Below are 17757 nucleotides of genomic sequence, written 5' to 3' on the forward strand. Positions count from 1 at the left end.
AAGCGTCCCTGAGCGCATCCTCCCGAAGGGCAAGTCAACAGGCGGTCACTGGGGGGCGGTCGCTGGGCGATGTCCGAGTTCATAGGCACCGTAGGCGGGGGATACGACGCGAAGAAGGGGCGCATTTCGGTGCCTTCCCTCTTCCGCAGTCAGATTGCCGGCCCGGGTGCCCTGGAGATCATCCTGCGCCGGTCGCGCCACAAGCGCTGCATCGAAGTTTGGCCCAAGGCGGATTACATGGCCGAGGTGGATGCCCGCGTCGAAGGGCTCAGCAAGCTCTCCGCGGAATACCAGTCGGTGATGCGCAAGCTGGTCGGCAAGATCCATACCCTGACGCTTGATCCCGATGGCCGCGTGGTGATGCCGAAGGAGCTCGCCGAGCATGCGGGCTTCGAGGGCGAGCTGCAGTTCAGCGGGCGCGGCGCCTATTTCGAGATCTGGAACGCCGCCGACTTCGCCGAGGAAGAGGCGCGGCTCGATGCCGAGGACGAGGGGGGCGACGTATGAGCGGCGCGAGCCCCCTTGGGGGACATGTCCCGGTGATGCTGGCCGAGGTGCTGGAGCATCTCGCGCCGCGTGACGGCGCCACCTATTGCGACGGCACCTTCGGCGGCGGCGGCTATGCCGGCGCCATCCTCGATGCGGCGCGCTGCACGCTCTTCGCCATCGACCGCGACCCTGAGGCGATCGCGCGCGGCGCGGCGCTGGCGGCGCGGCATGCCGGGCGGCTGCACCTGGTCGAGGGGCGGTTCGGCGAGATGCTGGCGCTGCTCGCCGCGCGCGACGTCGCGCGACTCGACGGCGTGGTGCTCGACCTCGGCGTGTCCTCCTTCCAGCTCGACGACGGCGCGCGCGGCTTCTCCTTCCGCGGCGACGGTCCGCTTGACATGCGGATGTCGAAACATGGGAAGTCCGCCGCGGACCTCGTCAACACGCTGGACGAGTCGGAGCTGGCCGACATGCTCTATCAATTGGGCGAAGAGCGGTATTCGCGGCGCATCGCGCGCGTGATCGTCGCGGCACGCCGCGAGGAGCCGATCACCACCACGGCGCGGCTCGCCGCCCTGGTGCGCGGCTGCATCCCCCGCGACCCGTCGGGCATCGACGGCGCGACGCGGAGCTTCCAGGCGCTGCGCCTCGCGGTGAACGACGAGCTGGGCGAGGTCGAGCGCGGGCTCGCCGCCGCGGCGGCGTTGCTGGCGCCGGGCGGGCGGCTCGTCGTCGTCGCCTTCCACTCGCTCGAGGACCGGCTGGTGAAGCGCTTCATGGCGGATGCCGCCGGGCGCCGGGCCGGGGCCTCGCGGCATGATCCGGCCTCGCTCGCCGGCCGCGCCGCGCCGGCCGGGTTCCGCCTGCTGACGCCGCGGGCGCTGCGCCCCGGCGCGGCCGAGACCGATGTCAATCCCCGCGCCCGGTCCGCCCGGCTGCGCGCGATCGAACGCCTGCCCATCGACCACCCCGTCGCATCCCGGGACGCCGCATGATCTTCCGCCCCTTCACCTCGCTTTGCCTTGTCGCCTTCCTCGGCGCCGGGATGCATGTCTACAGCACCAAGCACGAGGCTGCGGTGATGGACCGCGAGCTGCGCTCGATCGCCCGCAAGGTCGAGGAGGCAGAGGCGCGGACGCAGACCCTGCAGGCGGAGTGGGCCTGGCTGAACGAGCCGGAGAGGTTGCGCGCCGTGGCGCAGCGGCACCTGCCAGAGCTGGAAGCGATGCAGCCGGCGCAATTCGTCCGCGCCAGCGAGGCGGAGCGCCGGCTGCCGGCGGTTGCGGCCTATGAGGGGCCGGTCGCACTCTTCGCGCCGCGCGAGCCGGCGCTGCCGTCGGGGAACACGGCGCTTGCCCTGCTGCCGCGCGTGGCGGAGCCGGTGCAGGTGGCGGTGGTGGCGCCGAAGCCGCTGGCGGCGCCGATGGCCGCGCCGGCGCCGGTCGTGGCCCCTGCCTCGCTGCTGGCCCTGATGCCGGCGGTGCCGGAGCTCGACCTGGCCGCGCTGCCCCTGCCGCCGCCGGAGCCGGTGGCGCCGCCGCCGCTGGTGCGGCTCGCCCTGCCGGTGGCGCCGCCGCCGCTGGTGCGGCTCGCCCTGCCGGTGGCGAAGCCGGTGGAGGCGGCGCCGCCGCGGCCGGCACTGGTGGACCTGGCGCGGGCGACGCTGCCGCGGCCCGCCGAGGCGCGGCCGGTGGAGCTGCCGCGGGCTGCCGAGCCGGCGCGCCCGGCGCAGCTCGAGCTGGCGCGGGCGACGCTGCCGCCGCCGCGGCCGGCGCCGAAACCGGTGGCGCGGCCTGCCGAGATCGCCGCGCTGCCGCCGGTCGCCGCGCCGGCACGGGCGCCGATGGCGAGCCCGGTGACGCAGGTTGCGGTCTCGGCCGCGCCGCGCGTTGTGCCGATGCAGCCGGCCGTCGCGCCGGCGCGGGCAGCGGCGGTGCCGGCCTATCCGGCGCCCGGCGGCTCGGCGCTCGGGCTCGGTGGCGGGCAGCCGTTGCTGCCGCCGCCGGTGCCCTTCGGCAGCGCCTCGGCGGCAACGCTGAACGGGGGGATGGGCCGGTGAGCGGGCCGCAGGACGAGCTGCGGCTGCCGCCCTCGCCGGATCAGGCGCCGGCCGGGCGGCCCAGGGGATCGACTACCGGGGCGAGCCTCGCCACCTCGCCCGCGCGGGCGCTGGTGCGCATCGCGGCGCCGGAGCTGGCGAAGCGGGCGCAGTTGGAGAAGACGCGCGGGCGGCTGGTCATCGCCGCCGGCGGCTTCGCGGTTCTGTTCGGCGCGGTGACGTTGAAGCTCGCCTTCGCCACGCTGATCGACCCGATGACGCCGAAGCCGCGCGCCGCGGTGCGCATGCCGACCGGCGAGTCGACAAGCGGCCGTGCGGCGATCACCGACCGCAACGGCGAGGTGCTGGCCGTCTCGCTGCAGGTGACGGAGCTCTATGCGAATCCGCAGGAGATCAACGACCCGGCGGAGGCGGCGGAGCGGCTGCTGACCGTGCTGCCCGGGCTCGACCGCGAGCGGCTCATCGCCCGCATCACCCCGCGCATGGTGCCGGGCACGGAGCGGCCGGTGGAGTTCGCCTATATCGCCCGCAACCTGCCGCCGCGGCAGCAGCAGGCGATCAACGACCTCGGCATCGCCGGCTTCCATTTCCGCCCGGCCGAGCGGCGCTTCTATCCGCAGGGCTCGGCGGCGGCGCATGTGCTCGGGCAGGTGGATGTCGACGGGCGCGGCATCGCGGGCGTGGAGCGCAGCTTCGACGAGCGGCTGCGAACGGAGCGCGGGCCGCTGCGGCTTTCGGTCGATGTGCGGGTGCAGGTGGCGCTGCGCGAATCGGTGCAAAAGGCGATCGCCGACTATAACGGCATCGGCGGCGCGGGCGTGGTGATGGACGTCAACACCGGCGAGGTGCTGGCGATGGTCAGCCTGCCGGATTACGACGCCTCCGACCCCGGTGGGCTACAACGGCGCGAGGGGCAGGGCCAGGCGGCTGGTCAGGCAGCGGCTGGTCAGGCAGGGGCGGGGCAGCCGCTGCTGCGCCAGGCGGTGGCGCGGCCGATGGCCGCCGCCGGCACGGTGAAGCAGGACCAGGACCCGCATTTCAACCGGGCGACGGTCGGGCTCTACGAGCCGGGCTCGACCTTCAAGCTGCTGACCGCGGCGATGGCGCTCGATGCGGGCACCGCGAATATCTGGAGCACCTACGACGCCAGCCGCCCGATCCGCTACGGGCGCTTCACCATCAGCGACTACAAGGGCAAGAACCGCGTCCTCAGCCTGCCCGAGGTGATGGCCTATTCGTCGAACCTCGGCGCGGCGCATATGGCGGTCGCGGTGGGGCCGGCGCGGCACCGCGAGTTCATGGGGCGGATGGGGATGCTCCAGCGGCTCGGCGTCGAGTTGCCGGAAGTGGCGCGGCCGCTGGCCCCCACGGCGAATGGCTGGCGCGACATCAACACCATGACCGTCGCCTTCGGCCATGGCATCTCGGTCTCGCCGTTGCACGTCGTCACCGGCATCGCGGCGCTGGCCAATGGCGGCATCCTGCGGCCGCCGACCGTGGTGGCGCAGCCGGCGGACGCGCAGCGCGAGGGCGTGCGCGTCATCTCCGAGCGGACCTCGGAGACGATGCGGCGGCTGATGCGGCTGGTGGTGACGGACGGCTCGGGCAAGGGTGCCGACGTCCCAGGCTACTTCGTCGGCGGCAAGACCGGTACGGCGCAGAAGGTCGGGCCGCGCGGCGGCTACCTCCAGGACAAGCGCATCGCCGCCTTCGTCGGCGCCTTCCCCCTGAATGCGCCGCGCTATGCGATCTACGTGATGGTCGACGAGCCGAAGCCGAATGCGCAGAGCCATGGCTATGCGACGGCGGGTTGGGTGGCGGCGCCGGCGGCGGGGGCGGTGATCCGCCGCGTTGCGCCGATCCTCGGGCTGGTGCCGGAGACGGGCGAGCGCATCCCGCAGATCCAGCAGACGCTGGCGATTCCCATGCAGCCGGGGCGGCCGCCGCGCGCCGCGCCGCCGGTCGCCGCGGCGCCCGGGCCGCGCGGGACGCCGGCCGCGGCGCCGCCGACGGCGCCCACCACCGGCGTCGCGCCGGGACCGAGCCTCGTGCCCCCTGCCCCCGCGCTGCGCCGCACCGACGCGGAACCGCCCTCCGGGCTGCTCCGCTTCGCGCTCGGACCGGCCTCTCCGCGCGAGGCCGGCCTTGCGCCTCGATGAGCTCATCAAGGCTGGCGGGCTGGCGCCGGAGGCGGCGGGCGATGCGGCCGGGCGGCTGATCAGCGGCGTCACCGCGGATAGCCGCGCGGTGGTGCCGGGGATGCTGTTCGTCGCGCTGCCGGGCGCGCGCCAGGACGGGCGGGCCTTCGTCGCCGATGCGGTGGCGCGGGGCGCCGTCGCGGTGCTGGCGCCGGAAGGCACGCCGGCTGCGGCAGGGGTGCGGGTGATCGGCGCGGCCGACCCGCGGCGCAGCCTTGCCCTGATGGCGGCGGCGCTGGCGGGGGCGCAGCCGGCCACCGTCGTCGCGGTGACCGGGACCAACGGCAAGACGAGCACGGTCGATTTCCTGCGCCAGCTCTGGACGCTGGCGGGGCGGCGGGCGGCCTCGCTCGGGACGCTCGGACTGATCGCGCCGGGCTTCCCCGGCGGGGCGGGCCTGACGACGCCCGACCCGGTGGCGCTGCATGCGCAATTCGCGGCGCTCGCCCAGGCCGGGTTCGGGCATGCGGCGATCGAGGCGTCCTCGCATGGCATCGGGCAGCGGCGGCTGGACGGGGTGCGGCTGGCGGCGGCGGGCTTCACCAACCTGACGCGCGACCATCTCGACTATCACGGCACGATGGCGGCCTATCGGGCGGCGAAGCTTCGGCTCTTCGACACGCTGCTGGAGACGGGGGCGGCGGCGATCGCCTCGACGGAGATGGAGGCGGAGACGCTTGAGGCGCTGCGGGGGATCGCGCTGCGGCGGGGGCTGGAGCTGCTGACGGTCGGCGAGGCGGGCGATGCGGTGCGGCTGCTGGCGCATCATCCGCTGCCGGATGGGCAGGCACTGGAAATCGCGGCCTTCGGCCAGCGGCAGGCGGTGCATCTGCCGCTGCCGGGGCGGTTCCAGGCGGACAATGCGCTGATGGCGCTGGCGCTCGGCGTCGCCACCGGGATCGAGCCGGGCCGGGCGATGACGCTGCTGCCGCGGCTGGTTGGCGTGCGCGGGCGGATGGAGCTGGCGGCGCGGCTGCCGAACGGGGCGGCGGTCTATGTCGACTACGCCCATACGCCGGATGCGCTGGAGCGGCTGCTGGGCGCGCTCAGGCCGCATGTGGCGCAGGGCGGGCGGCTGCATGTCGTCTTCGGCGCGGGCGGCGACCGCGACCCCGGCAAGCGGGCGCTGATGGGCGCGGCGGCGGCGCGGGGCGCGGACCGGGCCTGGGTGACGGATGACAATCCGCGCAGCGAGGACCCGGCGGCCATCCGCGCGGCGGTGCTGGCGGGGTGCCCGGGCGGCGTCGATGCCGGCGAGCGGCGTGGGGCGATCGCGCGGGCGCTTGGCGATCTTGGGCCGGGGGATGTGCTGGCGGTCGCCGGCAAGGGACACGAGAGCGGGCAGACCATCGCGGGCGTGACCACGCCCTTCGACGATGCCGCGGTGGTGCGGGAGCTCGCAGCATGAGCCTCTGGACGGGCGATGCGCTGCGGGCGGCGACGGGAGGGAGCCTCGCGGCCGAGGTCGCGGTGGGCGGCGTCTCCATCGACAGCCGGAGCGTCGGGCCGGGCGAGCTTTTCGTCGCGCTGCGCGACCTGCGGGACGGGCATGACTTCGTCGCCGATGCGCTGGCGCGCGGGGCGGCGGCGGCGATGGTCGACCGCGACCCGCCGGGCGTGGCGCCGGGGGCGCCCTTGCTGCGCGTCGGCGACACGCTGGCGGGGCTCGCGACGCTCGGGGCGGCGGGGCGGGCGCGCTGTGCGGCGCGGGTCGTCGCCGTCACCGGGAGCGTCGGCAAGACCGGGACCAAGGAGATGCTGCGGCTGCTGCTCTCCGGTGCGGGCGAGACCCACGCCGCCGTCGCCTCCTACAACAACCATTGGGGCGTGCCGCTGACGCTGGCGCGGATGCCGGTGGGGAGCGGCTTCGCCGTCATCGAGATCGGGATGAACAATCCGGGCGAGATCGCCCCCCTCACCCGCCTTGCCAGACCGCATGTGGCGATGGTGACGAATGTGGGGGCGGCGCATATCGGGCATCTCGGCAGCCTCGAGGCGATCGCGCGGGAGAAGGGCAGCATCGCGCTCGGGTTGGAGCCGGGCGGCGTCGCGGTGCTGCCGTCGGATGACGCGATGCTGCCGGTGCTGCGCGAGGCGGTGGGTGCGGGGCATCGTGTCATGACCTTCGGCGCGGGCGGCGAGGTGGAGGCGCTGGAGGTGCGCGCCGATGCCGAGGGGAGCGATGTCGTCGCCGCCATCGGCGGGCAGCGGGTCGGGTTCCGGCTCGGGGCGCCGGGGCCGCATCTGGTGCGGAATGCGATCGGCGCGCTGGCGGCGGTGCAGGCGCTCGGCTGCGATGCGGCGGCGCTGGCGCCTCGCCTCGCCGGCTACCGGGTGATGCCGGGGCGCGGCGCGCTGGAGCGCATCCCGACCGCCGACGGCGGCACGGCCACGCTGCTCGACGAGGCGTTCAACGGGCAGCCGCCCTCGGTGCGGGCGGCGCTCGCCGTGCTGCGGATGCTACCGGCGCGGCGGCGGGTCGCGGTGCTGGGGCAGATGGGGGAGCTCGGGGATTTCAGCGTGGCGGAGCATGCCGCGCTGGCGCCGCATGTGCGGGAGGCGACGGATGCCGTCTTCCTTTGCGGCAAGGACATGCCGCACCTGGCCGCGGCGCTGCCGCCGGGGCTGGTGCTGGCGGTGACGGAGAATTCGGCTGAGCTGGCGCCGCTGGTCGCGGCGGCGCTGCGGGATGGGGATGCGGTGCTGGTCAAGGGAAGCAAGGCGACGCTGATGGGCAAGATGCTCTCGGCGCTTCGGGGGACTCGGGCGTGATCTTCAACCTCTTCGCGCCCTATGCGGAGGATTTCCCCCTCTTCAACCTGATCCGCTACACCACCTTCCGGGCGGGAGCGGCCTGCCTGACCGCGCTGGTGCTGTCGCTGGCCCTCGGGCCCACGGTGATCAACTGGCTGCGCGGCTTCCAGCGCGGCGGGCAGCCGATCCGCGTCGATGGGCCGGCGAGCCACCTCGTCACCAAGAAGGGCACGCCGACCATGGGGGGCGTGCTGATCCTGCTCGCCCTCGTGCTCGCCACGCTGCTCTGGGCCGACCTGCGCAACGGGCTGGTCTGGGCGGCGCTGTTCGTCACCGTCGGCTATGGGGGCCTGGGCTTCGCCGATGACTGGCTGAAGGTGACGAAGCGGAACACCAAGGGTGTCTCGGCGCGAGGCAAGCTGGTCTGGCAGGCGGGCGTCGGGCTGGCGGGGGCGATCTGGATCGTGCTGCTGCTGCCGCCGGCAGTGGCGACGGGCCTCGCCTTCCCGGTGTTCAAGGAGACGCTGCTGCCCTTCGGCTTCCTCTTCCCGCTGGTCGGGATGCTGGTGCTGATGGGCGCGTCGAACGCCGTCAACCTGACGGACGGGCTGGATGGGCTGGCCATCGTGCCGGCGATGATCGCGGCGGCGGTGTTCACGCTGATCGCCTATCTCGTCGGCAACCGCGTCTTCTCCGAGTATCTCCAGCTGCATTCGGTGCCGGGCGCCAATGAGCTCGCCGTGTTCTGCGCGGCGCTGATCGGGGCGGGGCTCGGCTTCCTCTGGTTCAACGCTCCGCCGGCCGCCGTCTTCATGGGCGATACCGGGTCGCTGGCGCTGGGCGGGGCGCTGGGCGCGGTCGCCGTCGCCACCAAGCATGAGATCGTGCTGGCGATCGTCGGCGGGCTGTTCGTCGTCGAGACCGTCAGCGTCATCATCCAGGTCTTCTGGTACAAGCGCACCGGGCGGCGCGTCTTCCTGATGGCGCCGCTGCACCACCATTTCGAAAAGAAGGGCTGGGCCGAGGCCACCATCGTGATCCGCTTCTGGATCATCGCCATGGTGCTCGCGCTGGTCGGCCTGTCGACGCTGAAGATCCGATGAGCCGCTTCACCCCCTTCGCTGGCGAACGCATTGCCCTGGTGGGGCTCGGCAAGGCCGGGCTGCCGGCGGCGCGGCGGCTTGCCGAGTGGGGGGCGGAGGTCTCCTGCTGGGACGACAAGGAGGAAGGGCGCGTCGCCGCGAGGGAGGCCGGGCTCGCGGTCGAGGATCCGTCGCAGGGCGCCTTCCGCTGGGATGCGCTGCTGCTCTCCCCGGGCATTCCGCACCGGCTGCCGCGGGTGCATCCGGCGGCGGCGGCGGCGACCGCGGCCGGGCGCCCGGTGCTGTGCGACGTCGACTACCTCTACCGCGCCGTCCGCGCTTCGGGGTCGGCGGCGCGCTTTGTCGGCATCACCGGGACGAACGGGAAGTCCACCACAACGGCGCTGCTGCACCACCTGCTGCGCGCGGCGGGGCGCGAGGCAGAGGCGGGTGGGAATCTTGGGCCGGCGGCGCTTTCCCTCAATATCTTGGGAAGGGATGCCGTATACGCACTCGAGATGTCGTCATACATGTTGGAGAGAATTCAGAGCGTGCGCTTCAACCAGGGCGTTATGCTGAACCTCTCGCCAGACCATCTCGACCGGCATGGCGGCATGGCGGGCTACCTGGATGCGAAGGCGCAGGTCTTTGCGCGGCAGACGCGCGAGGACCTCGCAGTGCTCGGCATGGACGATGGCTGGAGCACGCAGTTGCGCGAGCGGCTGGCGGCGCGTTTCTGCCCGATCTCCGGTGAGGCGCGGCAGGCGGGCGGCCTCTGGGCCGAGGGACGTATGTTGCGCGACGATGACGGGGCTATCCTCGACCTCGGCGAGGCCCCTGCCCTCCCCGGCAGCCACAATGCGCAGAATGCGGCGGCGGCGGCGGCCTGTGCGCTCGATCTCGGGCTGACGCGGGCGGAGGTGGCCGAGGGGCTCAGGAGCTACCCGGGGCTGCCGCATCGGCAGGAGCGGGCCGGCACCTGGCGCGGCGTCGCCTTCGTCAATGACAGCAAGGGCACGAACGCGGACAGCACGGCGCGGGCGCTCGCTAGCTATGACCGCGTCGTCTGGATCGCGGGCGGGACGGCGAAGGAGGGGGGCATCGAGAGCCTCGCACCTCTCTTCCCGCGCGTGGCGGAGGCGCTGCTGATCGGGCGGGATGCGCCGGTGCTGGCGGCGACCTTGGCCGCGCATGGCGTGAAGCATCGCGTGGTTGGCACGCTGGACGTGGCCGTCGCCGAGGCGGCGGCAAGCGCCGTGGCGGGGGCGGCGCCGGTCGTGCTGCTGTCGCCGGCCTGTGCGAGCTGGGACCAATTCAGCGGTTTCGAGCAGCGGGGGGAGCGGTTTCGGGCGCTCGTCGCCGCGCTGGCCGAAGGGAGGGCCGCCTGATGGCCATTTCGCGCTCAGACAATTCCGTCCTTGGCCGCTGGTGGTGGACGGTGGACCGCTGGACGCTGGCGGCGCTGCTGATCCTCATCGGCTTCGGCTACGTGATGATGCTGGCGGCCAGCCCGGCGGTCGCGGAGCGCGTCATCGGCAGCGGATCGCGCGAGCTGCTCTTCGCCAAGCAGGTGGTGTTCCTTGTCATGGCCGCGGCGCTGATGGTGATGGTCTCGCTGCTGACGCCGCGGAACATCAAGCACCTGGCAATTCTCGGCTGCCTTGGGGCCCTGGCGCTGACGGCGGCGACGCTGGTGATCGGCTTCGAGACCAAGGGCGCGCGGCGCTGGCTGGCCCTGCCGCTGATGGGGACGATGCAGCCCTCCGAGTTCCTCAAGCCCTGCTTCGCGGTGGTCGTCGCCTGGATGCTGGCCGAGGGCAAGGCGGCGGCGGCGCGGCGTGCGGCGGCGGGCGAGCGCGGGATGGCGCTGCTGCATCCCCAGCGGCTCTGGCCGGTGGCAGCCTTCGGGCTGCTCGGCGTGGTCACCATCGTGCTGAAGTCGCAGCCGGATTTCGGCATGCTGATGGTCGTGGTCTGCATGTTCCTGGCGCAGTTCTTCGTCGCCGGGCTGAACCTCGCCTTCGTCGGCGCGCTCGGGGTAGGCGGCGTGGCGCTCGCCATTGGCGCCTACTTCACGCTGGACCATGTGCGGAGCCGCGTCGATCGCTTCCTCGACCCGTCCTCGGGCGACACCTTCCAGATCACCAAGGCGATGGAAGCCTTCGGCAACGGCGGCTTGTTCGGCCGCGGCCCCGGCGAGGGGCGCGTCAAGAACGCGCTGCCGGATGCGCATGCCGACTTCGTCTTTGCGGTCGCCGGCGAGGAATTCGGCTTCATCGTCTGCCTGGTGATCCTGGCCCTCTTCGCCTTCGTCGTGGTGCGGGGGCTGATCCGGCTGCTGGGCGAGGCGGAGCTCTTCGTCATCCTGGCCGCCACCGGGCTGCTGGCGCAGTTCGGGCTGCAGGCCTTCGTCAACATGGCCTCCTCGCTGCACCTGATCCCGACCAAGGGGATGACCCTGCCCTTCGTCTCCTATGGCGGCTCCTCGGTGCTCGCCATCGCGCTGGGCATGGGGATGCTGCTGGCGCTGACGCGGAAGCGGGCGTCCCGGATGGACGTTGTCGAATGAGAGGACCGGCGGTGCATCCGATCATCATCGCGGCCGGCGGGACGGGCGGGCATCTCTTCCCGGCCGAGGCGCTGGCGGCGGAGCTGCTGGCGCGCGGCGAGCGGATTGCGCTGATGACGGATGCGCGCTCGGCCGCCTTCGAGAGCGCGGCCTTCGCCAATGCGGAGCGCTTCGTGCTGCGGGGCTCCGGCCTTTCGGGACGCGGGGCGGTGAGCGCGGCGCGCGGGGCGGTGGCGCTGGCGGCGGGGACGCTGCAGGCGCGGCGGCTGGTGCGGCGTCTCGGTGCCGCGGCGGTGGTCGGGTTCGGCGGCTATCCGAGCGTGCCGCCGTTGCTCGCGGCGCTCAGCATGGTCGGGTCGCGGCCGGTGACGGTGCTGCACGAGCAGAACGCCATCCTCGGCCGGGCCAACCGGCTGTTGAGCCGGCGGGCGGATGCGCTCGCCCTCTCCTACACGGCGACCGGGCAGGTGCCGGCCGGCGCGCCGGTGCATGTGGTCGGCAACCCGGTGCGGCCGGCGCTGGCGGCGCTCGCGGGCCAGGGCTATCCGGGGACGGAAGGGGCGCTGCGCTTGCTGGTGGTCGGCGGCTCGCTCGGCGCGCGCATCTTCGCCGATGTGGTCCCGGCCGCGGTGGCCGCGCTGCCCGAAGGGCTGCGCGGGCGGCTCGTCGTCGCGCAGCAATGCCGGGCGGAGGACCTCAACCGTGTGCGGGAGGCCTATGCGGCGGCCGGCGTGCCAGCGGAGCTCTCGTCCTTCTTCCCCGATGTCGCGGGGCGGCTGGCGACGGCGCATCTGGTCATCGCACGGGCCGGCGCGGGGACGGTGGCGGAGCTGGCCTGTGCAGGGCGGCCCTCCATCCTCGTGCCGCTGCCGCATGCGATCGACGACCACCAGAAAGCCAATGCGCGCGCCATCGCCGAGGCCGGCGCCGCCACCGTCATGCCGCAGGGGGATTTCACCCCGACTGCGCTTTCGGCCCAGCTTGCGTCCCAGTTCGGCGACCCGGCCGGGCTGGCACGCGTCGCCGCCTCGGCCGCCCGCCTCGCTCAGCCGGATGCGGCGAAGCGGCTGGCCGACCTCGTCCTCTCGCTCGTCAGGGCGCGTGCCGCCCAGGAAACCCGTTGATGCGTGCGCTGCCCCTGACCATCGGTCCCATCCACTTCGTCGGCATCGGCGGCATCGGCATGTCCGGCATCGCCGAGGTCCTGCATAACCTGGGCTACCAGGTGCAGGGCAGCGACATCGCCGAGGGCTACAACACGGCGCGCCTGCGCGGGGCGGGGATCCCCGTCGCCATCGGCCATGCGGCGGAGAATCTCGGCGGGGCGCAGGTCGTCGTGGTCTCGACGGCAGTGAAGAAGGACAACCCGGAAGTGCAAGCGGCGCGCGCCGCGCTGATCCCCGTGGTGCGGCGGGCGGAGATGCTGGCCGAGCTGATGCGGCTGAAATGGTCGGTTGCGGTCGGCGGGACGCATGGCAAGACGACGACGACCAGCCTCGTCGCCTGCGTGCTCGAGGCGGCGAAGATCGACCCGACCGTCATCAATGGCGGCATCGTCAATGCCTATGGCACCAACACCCGCCTCGGCGAGGGCGAGTGGATGGTGGTCGAGGCGGATGAGAGCGACGGCAGCTTCCTCCGCCTGCCCTCCGTCGTCGCCATCGTCACAAACATGGACCCCGAGCACCTGGACCATTGGGGGACGGCGGAGGCGATGAAGGACGGTTTCGCACAATTCGTCTCGAACATCCCCTTCTACGGCTTCGCGGTGCTCTGCCTCGACCATCCCGAGGTGCAGGCGATGATCCCCCGGCTCGACCGGCGGATCGTCACCTATGGCTTCTCGCCCCAGGCGGATGTGCGGGCGGAGCGGGTCATCACCGACCGGATGGGGGCGACCTTTGAGGTCGTGGTGCAGGACCGGGCGACGAAGCGCAGCCGGACGATGAAGCCCTTCCGCCTGCCGATGCTTGGGCAGCACAACGTGCAGAACGCGCTGGCGGCGATCGCCGTCGGCGTCGAGATGGAGATCGACGAGGCGACGATCCGCAGCGCGCTGGCCGGTTTCAAGGGGGTGAAGCGGCGTTTCACCCGGGTCGGCGAGGCGGGCGGCATCACCGTCATCGACGATTACGGGCACCATCCGGTCGAGATTGCGGCGGTGCTGAAGGCGGCGCGGCAGGCCGGCGCCAGGGATGTCATCGCGGTGGTGCAGCCGCATCGCTACAGCCGCCTCGCCACGCTGTTCGAGGACTTCTCAAAGTGCATGAACGATGCGGGGACGGTGATCGTCGCCGATGTCTACGCCGCGGGCGAGCAGCCGATCCCCGGCATGGACAAGGATGGGCTGGTCGAGGGACTTCGCTCGCATGGGCATCGCAGTGTCGTCGCGCTGCCGGGGCCGGAGAGCCTGGCCGAGATGATCCATGCCATCGCCAAGCCGGGCGATTACGTCGTCTGCCTCGGGGCGGGCAACATCACCGCCTGGGCGCATGCGCTGCCGGAGCAGTTGGCGGCCTTGCAGCCGGGCTTCCGCGCGACGCCGCTGAGGCGGGCATGAGCGCGCGGGCGATGCAGCACGCCATCCCGCATCTCCGCGGGCGGGTCCGGGCGGGGGTGGCGCTGGCGCCGCTCACCTGGTTCCGCGTCGGCGGGGCGGCGGAGTGGCTGGTGAGGCCCGCGGATGCGGAGGATCTGGTCACGCTGCTCGCCGGCGTTACGCCGGGGATGCCGGTGACGGTGCTCGGGGCAGCGTCGAACCTCATCATCCGCGATGGCGGGTTGCCGGGGGTGGTGCTGCGGCTGGGCGGGGCCTTCGGCGAGGTCGTCGCCGAGGCGGATGGCGTCGTCGCAGGGGCTGCCGCGCTGGATGTCACCGTGGCGGAGCATGCGGCGGCGGCGGGGCTGAGCGGCCTCGAATTCCTTTGCGGGATTCCGGGGAGCATCGGCGGGGCCGTTGCGATGAATGCGGGCGCCTACGGCAGCGAGCTGCGCGACGTGCTGGACTGGGCCGAGGTGGCGACGGTCACCGGCCTCGTACGGCTGAGCGCCGAGGCGCTGCGGCTCTCCTACCGGCATGCGGTGCTGCCGGAGGGCGGTGTCGTCGTGCGGGCGCGGTTCCACGCGAGGCCCGGGGACGCGGCGCCGCGCATGACGGAAATCCGCGCGGCGCGCGAGGCAACGCAGCCGGTGCGGGCTCGAACCGGCGGCTCGACCTTCAAGAATCCGCCCGGCCAGAAGGCCTGGGCGCTGATCGATGCGGCAGGATGCCGTGGCCTCACGCGCGGTGGTGCGCAGGTCTCGGAGAAGCACTGCAATTTCCTGCTCAATACCGGCAATGCCACGGCGGCGGAGCTGGAAGCGCTCGGCGAAGAGGTCCGCGCCCGGGTGCTCGACCACAGCGGCATCTCCCTCGATTGGGAGATCAAACGGCTTGGAGTTGCGGCATGACCCATGTGGTGGTCCTGCACGGTGGGATTTCGGCGGAGCGCGAGGTCAGCCTCGCTTCCGGCCAGCAATGCGTAGCGGCGCTGCGCGAGGCGGGGTTCGAGGTGACGGCGATCGATGTCGGGCCCGATCTCGCTGCGACGATCGCGGCGATCCGGGCTTCGAGACCGGATGTCGTCTTCAACGCGCTGCACGGGCGGTTCGGCGAGGATGGTTGCATCCAGGGCGTGCTGGACTGGATGGGCATCCCCTACACCCATTCGGGACTGCGCGCCTCGGCGCTGGCGATGGACAAGGTGGCGGCGAAAGCCGTGTTCCACGCAGCCGGCCTGCCGGTGCCGGCGCATCGGCTGCTGGAGCCGGAGGAGCTGGAGGCGGATGACCCCCTACCCCGGCCCTATGTCGTCAAGCCGGTCAATGAAGGCTCCTCGGTCGGGGTGCATATCCTCAGGAAGGGCGACAACCGCCGCGCCGAGATCGCGCAGGGCTGGCGCTTCGGCCGGACGGTGCTGGCGGAGGAGTTCATCCCCGGGCGCGAGCTGACGGTCGGCGTGCTCGGCGACCGGGCGCTTGCGGTGACCGACATCATCGCGGATGCGGGCGAGTTCTACGATTACTCCTCGAAGTATGCCGAGGGTGGCTCGCGGCATGTGGTGCCGGCGGCGGTGCATCCCACGATCCGCGAGCAGGCGATGGAGGTGGCGCTGGCCGCCCATCGCGCGCTCGGCTGCCGCGGGGCAACGCGGGCGGATTTCCGTTACGACGACACGGCGGGGGAGCCGGGGCGGCTGGTGCTGCTCGAGGTGAACACCCAGCCGGGGCTGACGCCGACTTCGCTGCTGCCGGAGCAGGCGGCCCATGCCGGCATCAATTTTCCCGCGCTTTGCGCCTGGATGGTGGAGCAGGCCCGCCATGGCTCTTGATACGCCGCGCTCCCGCAACAAGGCACCGGTTCGTCGCAGCAAGGCGGAGACCGCGCCATCTCGCCCGAGCCGGCTGCGGCTCTGGCTGCGGCGACGGCGCGGGCTGCTGCGGCCGGCGGGACTCGCCATCGGCATCGGCGGGCTGCTGACGGCCGCCGCGCTGGCGACGATGGCGGCCGACCCCTATGGACGGCTGACGGCGCTCTGGGACGGCGCGGCGGAGATCGCCGGGAATGCCGGGCTGACCGTGCAGGAGGTGATGCTCGAGGGCAGCCGCAACACGCCGCCGGAGCTGGTGCTGGAGGCGCTCAACATCCGGCGCGGCGACCCGATCCTCGCCTTCGACCCGCAGGTCGCGAAGGAGCGGCTGGAGCTGATCGCCTGGGTCGACTCCGCCCATGTGGAGCGGCACCTGAACGGCACCATCCGGGTGCGGATCACCGAGCGGCAGCCCTTCGCCATCTGGCAGCGGGACGGGCGCTTCTCCGTGATCGACGAGAAGGGCGAGGTGGTCGCCAACGAGAATGTCGGCGCCTTCGGCCGGCTGCCGCTGATCGTCGGCACGGGGGCCAACCGCATGGCGGCGCCGATGGTCGCGCTGCTCCGCACGGTGCCGGAGGTGCAGGACCGCACCCATGCGCTGGTGCGGGTGGCGGAGCGGCGGTGGAACCTGCGCCTGCGCAACAACGTCGACGTGCTGCTGCCGGATGGGCAGGAAGCGGCGGCGCTGGCACGGCTCGTCGAGCTGCATCAGAAGCAGGGGCTGCTCGACCGGCCGCTGGCTTCGATCGACCTGCGCCTGCCGGACAAGCTGGTGCTGCGCCTGCCGTCGCAGGCGGCGCCGGCGCCGGAACCCACCGTGCAGCGCGTGAGGAGCGGCCGCGGATGAATCAGCTCGTGCGCCTTGGCCATCATGAGGGGCTGCCGGTGCAGGGGCGGCGCCGGCGCGGCGCGCGCAGCGGCATCTTCGGCGTGCTCGATATCGGCACGACGAAGATCGTCTGCGTCATCGCCCGCATCGAGAACGATGGCGAGCCGCGGGCGCTCGGCTTCGGCTGGCAGAGGGCGCGCGGGATCAAGGGCGGCAACATCGTCGACCTGGAGGAGGCCGAGCGCGCGATCCGCGCGGCGGTCGGCCAGGCGGAGGAGATGGCGGATACCCAGCTGAAGGGCGCCATCGTCAACCTCTCCTGCGGCCAGCCCGAATCGCGGCAGCAGAACATCCAGTGGCCGATCGGCGGACGGGCGATCACCGAGGCCGACCTCCGCGCCATCATGGGCGAAGGGCGGCGGCGCAGCGCGGAGGACGGGCGGGAGACGGTGCATGCCTTCCCCCTTGGCTTCACGGTCGATGCGACGCCGGGCGCCGAGGACCCGCGCGGGATGATCTGCGAGACGGTGGCGGCGAAGCTGCACATGGTCGATGCGGCGCAGGCCTCGCTGCTCAATCTCGGCGCGACGCTGCTGCGCTGCGACCTGATGGTCGAGGAGCTGGTCTCGGCGCCCTTCGCGGCAGGGCTGGCGACGCTGGTCGATGACGAGAAGCAGCTCGGCGCCACGGTCATCGACATGGGCGGCGGGACGACGAGCATCTCGGTCTTCGCCGAGGGGCATCTGCTGCACACCTCCCAGATTCCGGTGGGTGGCTGGAACGTCACCAACGACCTGGCGCGCGGGCTGTCCACGCCGATCGCCCATGCGGAGCGGCTGAAGACGCTGCATGGCGGCGTGCTCGGCGCGCCGGACGACGAGCGCGAATGGCTTCCCGTGCCGCAGGTGGGCGAGGAGGAAGACCAGATCGCCCGCATCCCGCGCGCCATGATCATCGGCATCATCCGGCCGCGGCTGGAGGAAACCTTCGAGCTGGTGAAGGACCGGCTGGAGGCGGCAGGGCTCAGCCAGGAGATGGGGCGCCGCGTGGTGCTGACCGGCGGGGCGAGCCAGCTCGTCGGCGTGCGCGAACTCGCCGCGCGCGTGCTGGAGCGGCAGGTGCGGCTCGGCCGGCCGCATCCGGTGCGCGGACTGCCGGAGACGGCGACGGGGCCGGCTTTCGCCGCGCCGCTCGGGCTTCTCGCCTGGGGCGCGGGCGAAGGACGGCCGCTGCTGGAACTGATGCCGGGGCTCGAACGTCCTGCAAGCAGGTTCCGCCGATTCGTCAACTGGCTGCGCGATCTCGCATGAGCCCGTCGATTGAAATTCTTTTGTGGATAACCGGGGCAAATCGCGGCGGCGCGAT

General features: G+C 72.7%; 15 protein-coding genes. All 15 read left to right on the top strand.

Annotated features, from left to right (window positions below; translation table 11 throughout):
* Nucleotides 1–69 precede the first annotated feature (69 nt).
* The 15 genes from JMJ56_RS25995 to ftsA are packed head-to-tail and all read left to right on the top strand — an operon-like array spanning nucleotide 70 to nucleotide 17702.
* The gene (locus JMJ56_RS25995; RefSeq protein ID WP_202834669.1) at nucleotides 70–507 is read left to right on the top strand and encodes a division/cell wall cluster transcriptional repressor MraZ; all 438 of its coding nucleotides are present in this window, start codon (nucleotides 70–72) and stop codon (nucleotides 505–507) included.
* Nucleotides 504–1484, top strand: coding sequence for a 16S rRNA (cytosine(1402)-N(4))-methyltransferase RsmH (gene rsmH, locus JMJ56_RS26000; protein ID WP_202834670.1), 981 nt, complete (start codon nucleotides 504–506; stop codon nucleotides 1482–1484). Before JMJ56_RS25995 ends, rsmH begins: the two co-directional genes overlap by 4 nt.
* Nucleotides 1481–2548, top strand: coding sequence for a cell division protein FtsL (ftsL, locus tag JMJ56_RS26005; protein ID WP_202834671.1), 1068 nt, complete (start codon nucleotides 1481–1483; stop codon nucleotides 2546–2548). Before rsmH ends, ftsL begins: the two co-directional genes overlap by 4 nt.
* Nucleotides 2545–4707 (top strand): peptidoglycan D,D-transpeptidase FtsI family protein, encoded by a 2163-nt coding sequence (locus tag JMJ56_RS26010; RefSeq protein ID WP_202834672.1) that lies wholly within the window; start codon nucleotides 2545–2547, stop codon nucleotides 4705–4707. The genes ftsL and JMJ56_RS26010 overlap by 4 nt, the downstream gene beginning before the upstream one ends.
* Entirely contained in the window at nucleotides 4694–6154 is a 1461-nt protein-coding gene (locus tag JMJ56_RS26015; protein WP_407927954.1) for a UDP-N-acetylmuramoyl-L-alanyl-D-glutamate--2,6-diaminopimelate ligase, read from the top strand. Before JMJ56_RS26010 ends, JMJ56_RS26015 begins: the two co-directional genes overlap by 14 nt.
* Nucleotides 6151–7518, top strand: coding sequence for a UDP-N-acetylmuramoyl-tripeptide--D-alanyl-D-alanine ligase (locus tag JMJ56_RS26020; RefSeq protein WP_202834673.1), 1368 nt, complete (start codon nucleotides 6151–6153; stop codon nucleotides 7516–7518). Before JMJ56_RS26015 ends, JMJ56_RS26020 begins: the two co-directional genes overlap by 4 nt.
* Complete coding sequence (gene mraY, locus JMJ56_RS26025) at nucleotides 7515–8603, top strand: phospho-N-acetylmuramoyl-pentapeptide-transferase (RefSeq protein WP_202834674.1); 1089 nt, start codon at nucleotides 7515–7517, stop codon at nucleotides 8601–8603. The genes JMJ56_RS26020 and mraY overlap by 4 nt, the downstream gene beginning before the upstream one ends.
* Nucleotides 8600–9970 (top strand): UDP-N-acetylmuramoyl-L-alanine--D-glutamate ligase, encoded by a 1371-nt coding sequence (murD, locus tag JMJ56_RS26030; protein ID WP_202834675.1) that lies wholly within the window; start codon nucleotides 8600–8602, stop codon nucleotides 9968–9970. The genes mraY and murD overlap by 4 nt, the downstream gene beginning before the upstream one ends.
* On the top strand, nucleotides 9967–11151 hold the full coding sequence (locus tag JMJ56_RS26035; protein WP_202834696.1) for an FtsW/RodA/SpoVE family cell cycle protein: 1185 nt from the start codon (nucleotides 9967–9969) through the stop codon (nucleotides 11149–11151). The genes murD and JMJ56_RS26035 overlap by 4 nt, the downstream gene beginning before the upstream one ends.
* Nucleotides 11148–12275, top strand: coding sequence for an undecaprenyldiphospho-muramoylpentapeptide beta-N-acetylglucosaminyltransferase (murG, locus tag JMJ56_RS26040; protein WP_202834676.1), 1128 nt, complete (start codon nucleotides 11148–11150; stop codon nucleotides 12273–12275). Before JMJ56_RS26035 ends, murG begins: the two co-directional genes overlap by 4 nt.
* Nucleotides 12275–13711 carry a UDP-N-acetylmuramate--L-alanine ligase gene (murC, locus tag JMJ56_RS26045; RefSeq protein WP_202834677.1) on the top strand — a complete coding sequence of 479 codons (1437 nt, stop codon included), beginning with the start codon at nucleotides 12275–12277 and terminating at the stop codon, nucleotides 13709–13711. Before murG ends, murC begins: the two co-directional genes overlap by 1 nt.
* On the top strand, nucleotides 13708–14601 hold the full coding sequence (gene murB, locus JMJ56_RS26050; RefSeq protein ID WP_202834678.1) for a UDP-N-acetylmuramate dehydrogenase: 894 nt from the start codon (nucleotides 13708–13710) through the stop codon (nucleotides 14599–14601). The genes murC and murB overlap by 4 nt, the downstream gene beginning before the upstream one ends.
* Nucleotides 14598–15521 carry a D-alanine--D-alanine ligase gene (locus JMJ56_RS26055; protein ID WP_202834679.1) on the top strand — a complete coding sequence of 308 codons (924 nt, stop codon included), beginning with the start codon at nucleotides 14598–14600 and terminating at the stop codon, nucleotides 15519–15521. The genes murB and JMJ56_RS26055 overlap by 4 nt, the downstream gene beginning before the upstream one ends.
* Complete coding sequence (locus tag JMJ56_RS26060; RefSeq protein WP_202834680.1) at nucleotides 15511–16410, top strand: cell division protein FtsQ/DivIB; 900 nt, start codon at nucleotides 15511–15513, stop codon at nucleotides 16408–16410. The genes JMJ56_RS26055 and JMJ56_RS26060 overlap by 11 nt, the downstream gene beginning before the upstream one ends.
* Nucleotides 16407–17702, top strand: a complete 1296-nt coding sequence (gene ftsA, locus JMJ56_RS26065; protein ID WP_202834681.1) for a cell division protein FtsA — start codon at nucleotides 16407–16409, stop codon at nucleotides 17700–17702. The genes JMJ56_RS26060 and ftsA overlap by 4 nt, the downstream gene beginning before the upstream one ends.
* The last annotated feature ends 55 nt before the right edge of the window (nucleotides 17703–17757 follow it).

It is taken from the genome of Belnapia arida (assembly GCF_016773205.1).
GTDB lineage: Bacteria > Pseudomonadota > Alphaproteobacteria > Acetobacterales > Acetobacteraceae > Belnapia > Belnapia arida.

Bases quoted from the DNA above. Each gene is read 5' to 3' on its own strand.
- JMJ56_RS25995 (WP_202834669.1), top strand. From the start codon at position 70: ATGTCCGAGTTCATAGGCACCGTAGGCGGGGGATACGACGCGAAGAAG.
- rsmH (WP_202834670.1), top strand. From the start codon at position 504: ATGAGCGGCGCGAGCCCCCTTGGGGGACATGTCCCGGTGATGCTGGCC.
- ftsL (WP_202834671.1), top strand. From the start codon at position 1,481: ATGATCTTCCGCCCCTTCACCTCGCTTTGCCTTGTCGCCTTCCTCGGC.
- JMJ56_RS26020 (WP_202834673.1), top strand. From the start codon at position 6,151: ATGAGCCTCTGGACGGGCGATGCGCTGCGGGCGGCGACGGGAGGGAGC.
- murD (WP_202834675.1), top strand. From the start codon at position 8,600: ATGAGCCGCTTCACCCCCTTCGCTGGCGAACGCATTGCCCTGGTGGGG.
- murG (WP_202834676.1), top strand. From the start codon at position 11,148: ATGAGAGGACCGGCGGTGCATCCGATCATCATCGCGGCCGGCGGGACG.
- murC (WP_202834677.1), top strand. From the start codon at position 12,275: ATGCGTGCGCTGCCCCTGACCATCGGTCCCATCCACTTCGTCGGCATC.
- murB (WP_202834678.1), top strand. From the start codon at position 13,708: ATGAGCGCGCGGGCGATGCAGCACGCCATCCCGCATCTCCGCGGGCGG.
- JMJ56_RS26055 (WP_202834679.1), top strand. From the start codon at position 14,598: ATGACCCATGTGGTGGTCCTGCACGGTGGGATTTCGGCGGAGCGCGAG.
- JMJ56_RS26060 (WP_202834680.1), top strand. From the start codon at position 15,511: ATGGCTCTTGATACGCCGCGCTCCCGCAACAAGGCACCGGTTCGTCGC.
- ftsA (WP_202834681.1), top strand. From the start codon at position 16,407: ATGAATCAGCTCGTGCGCCTTGGCCATCATGAGGGGCTGCCGGTGCAG.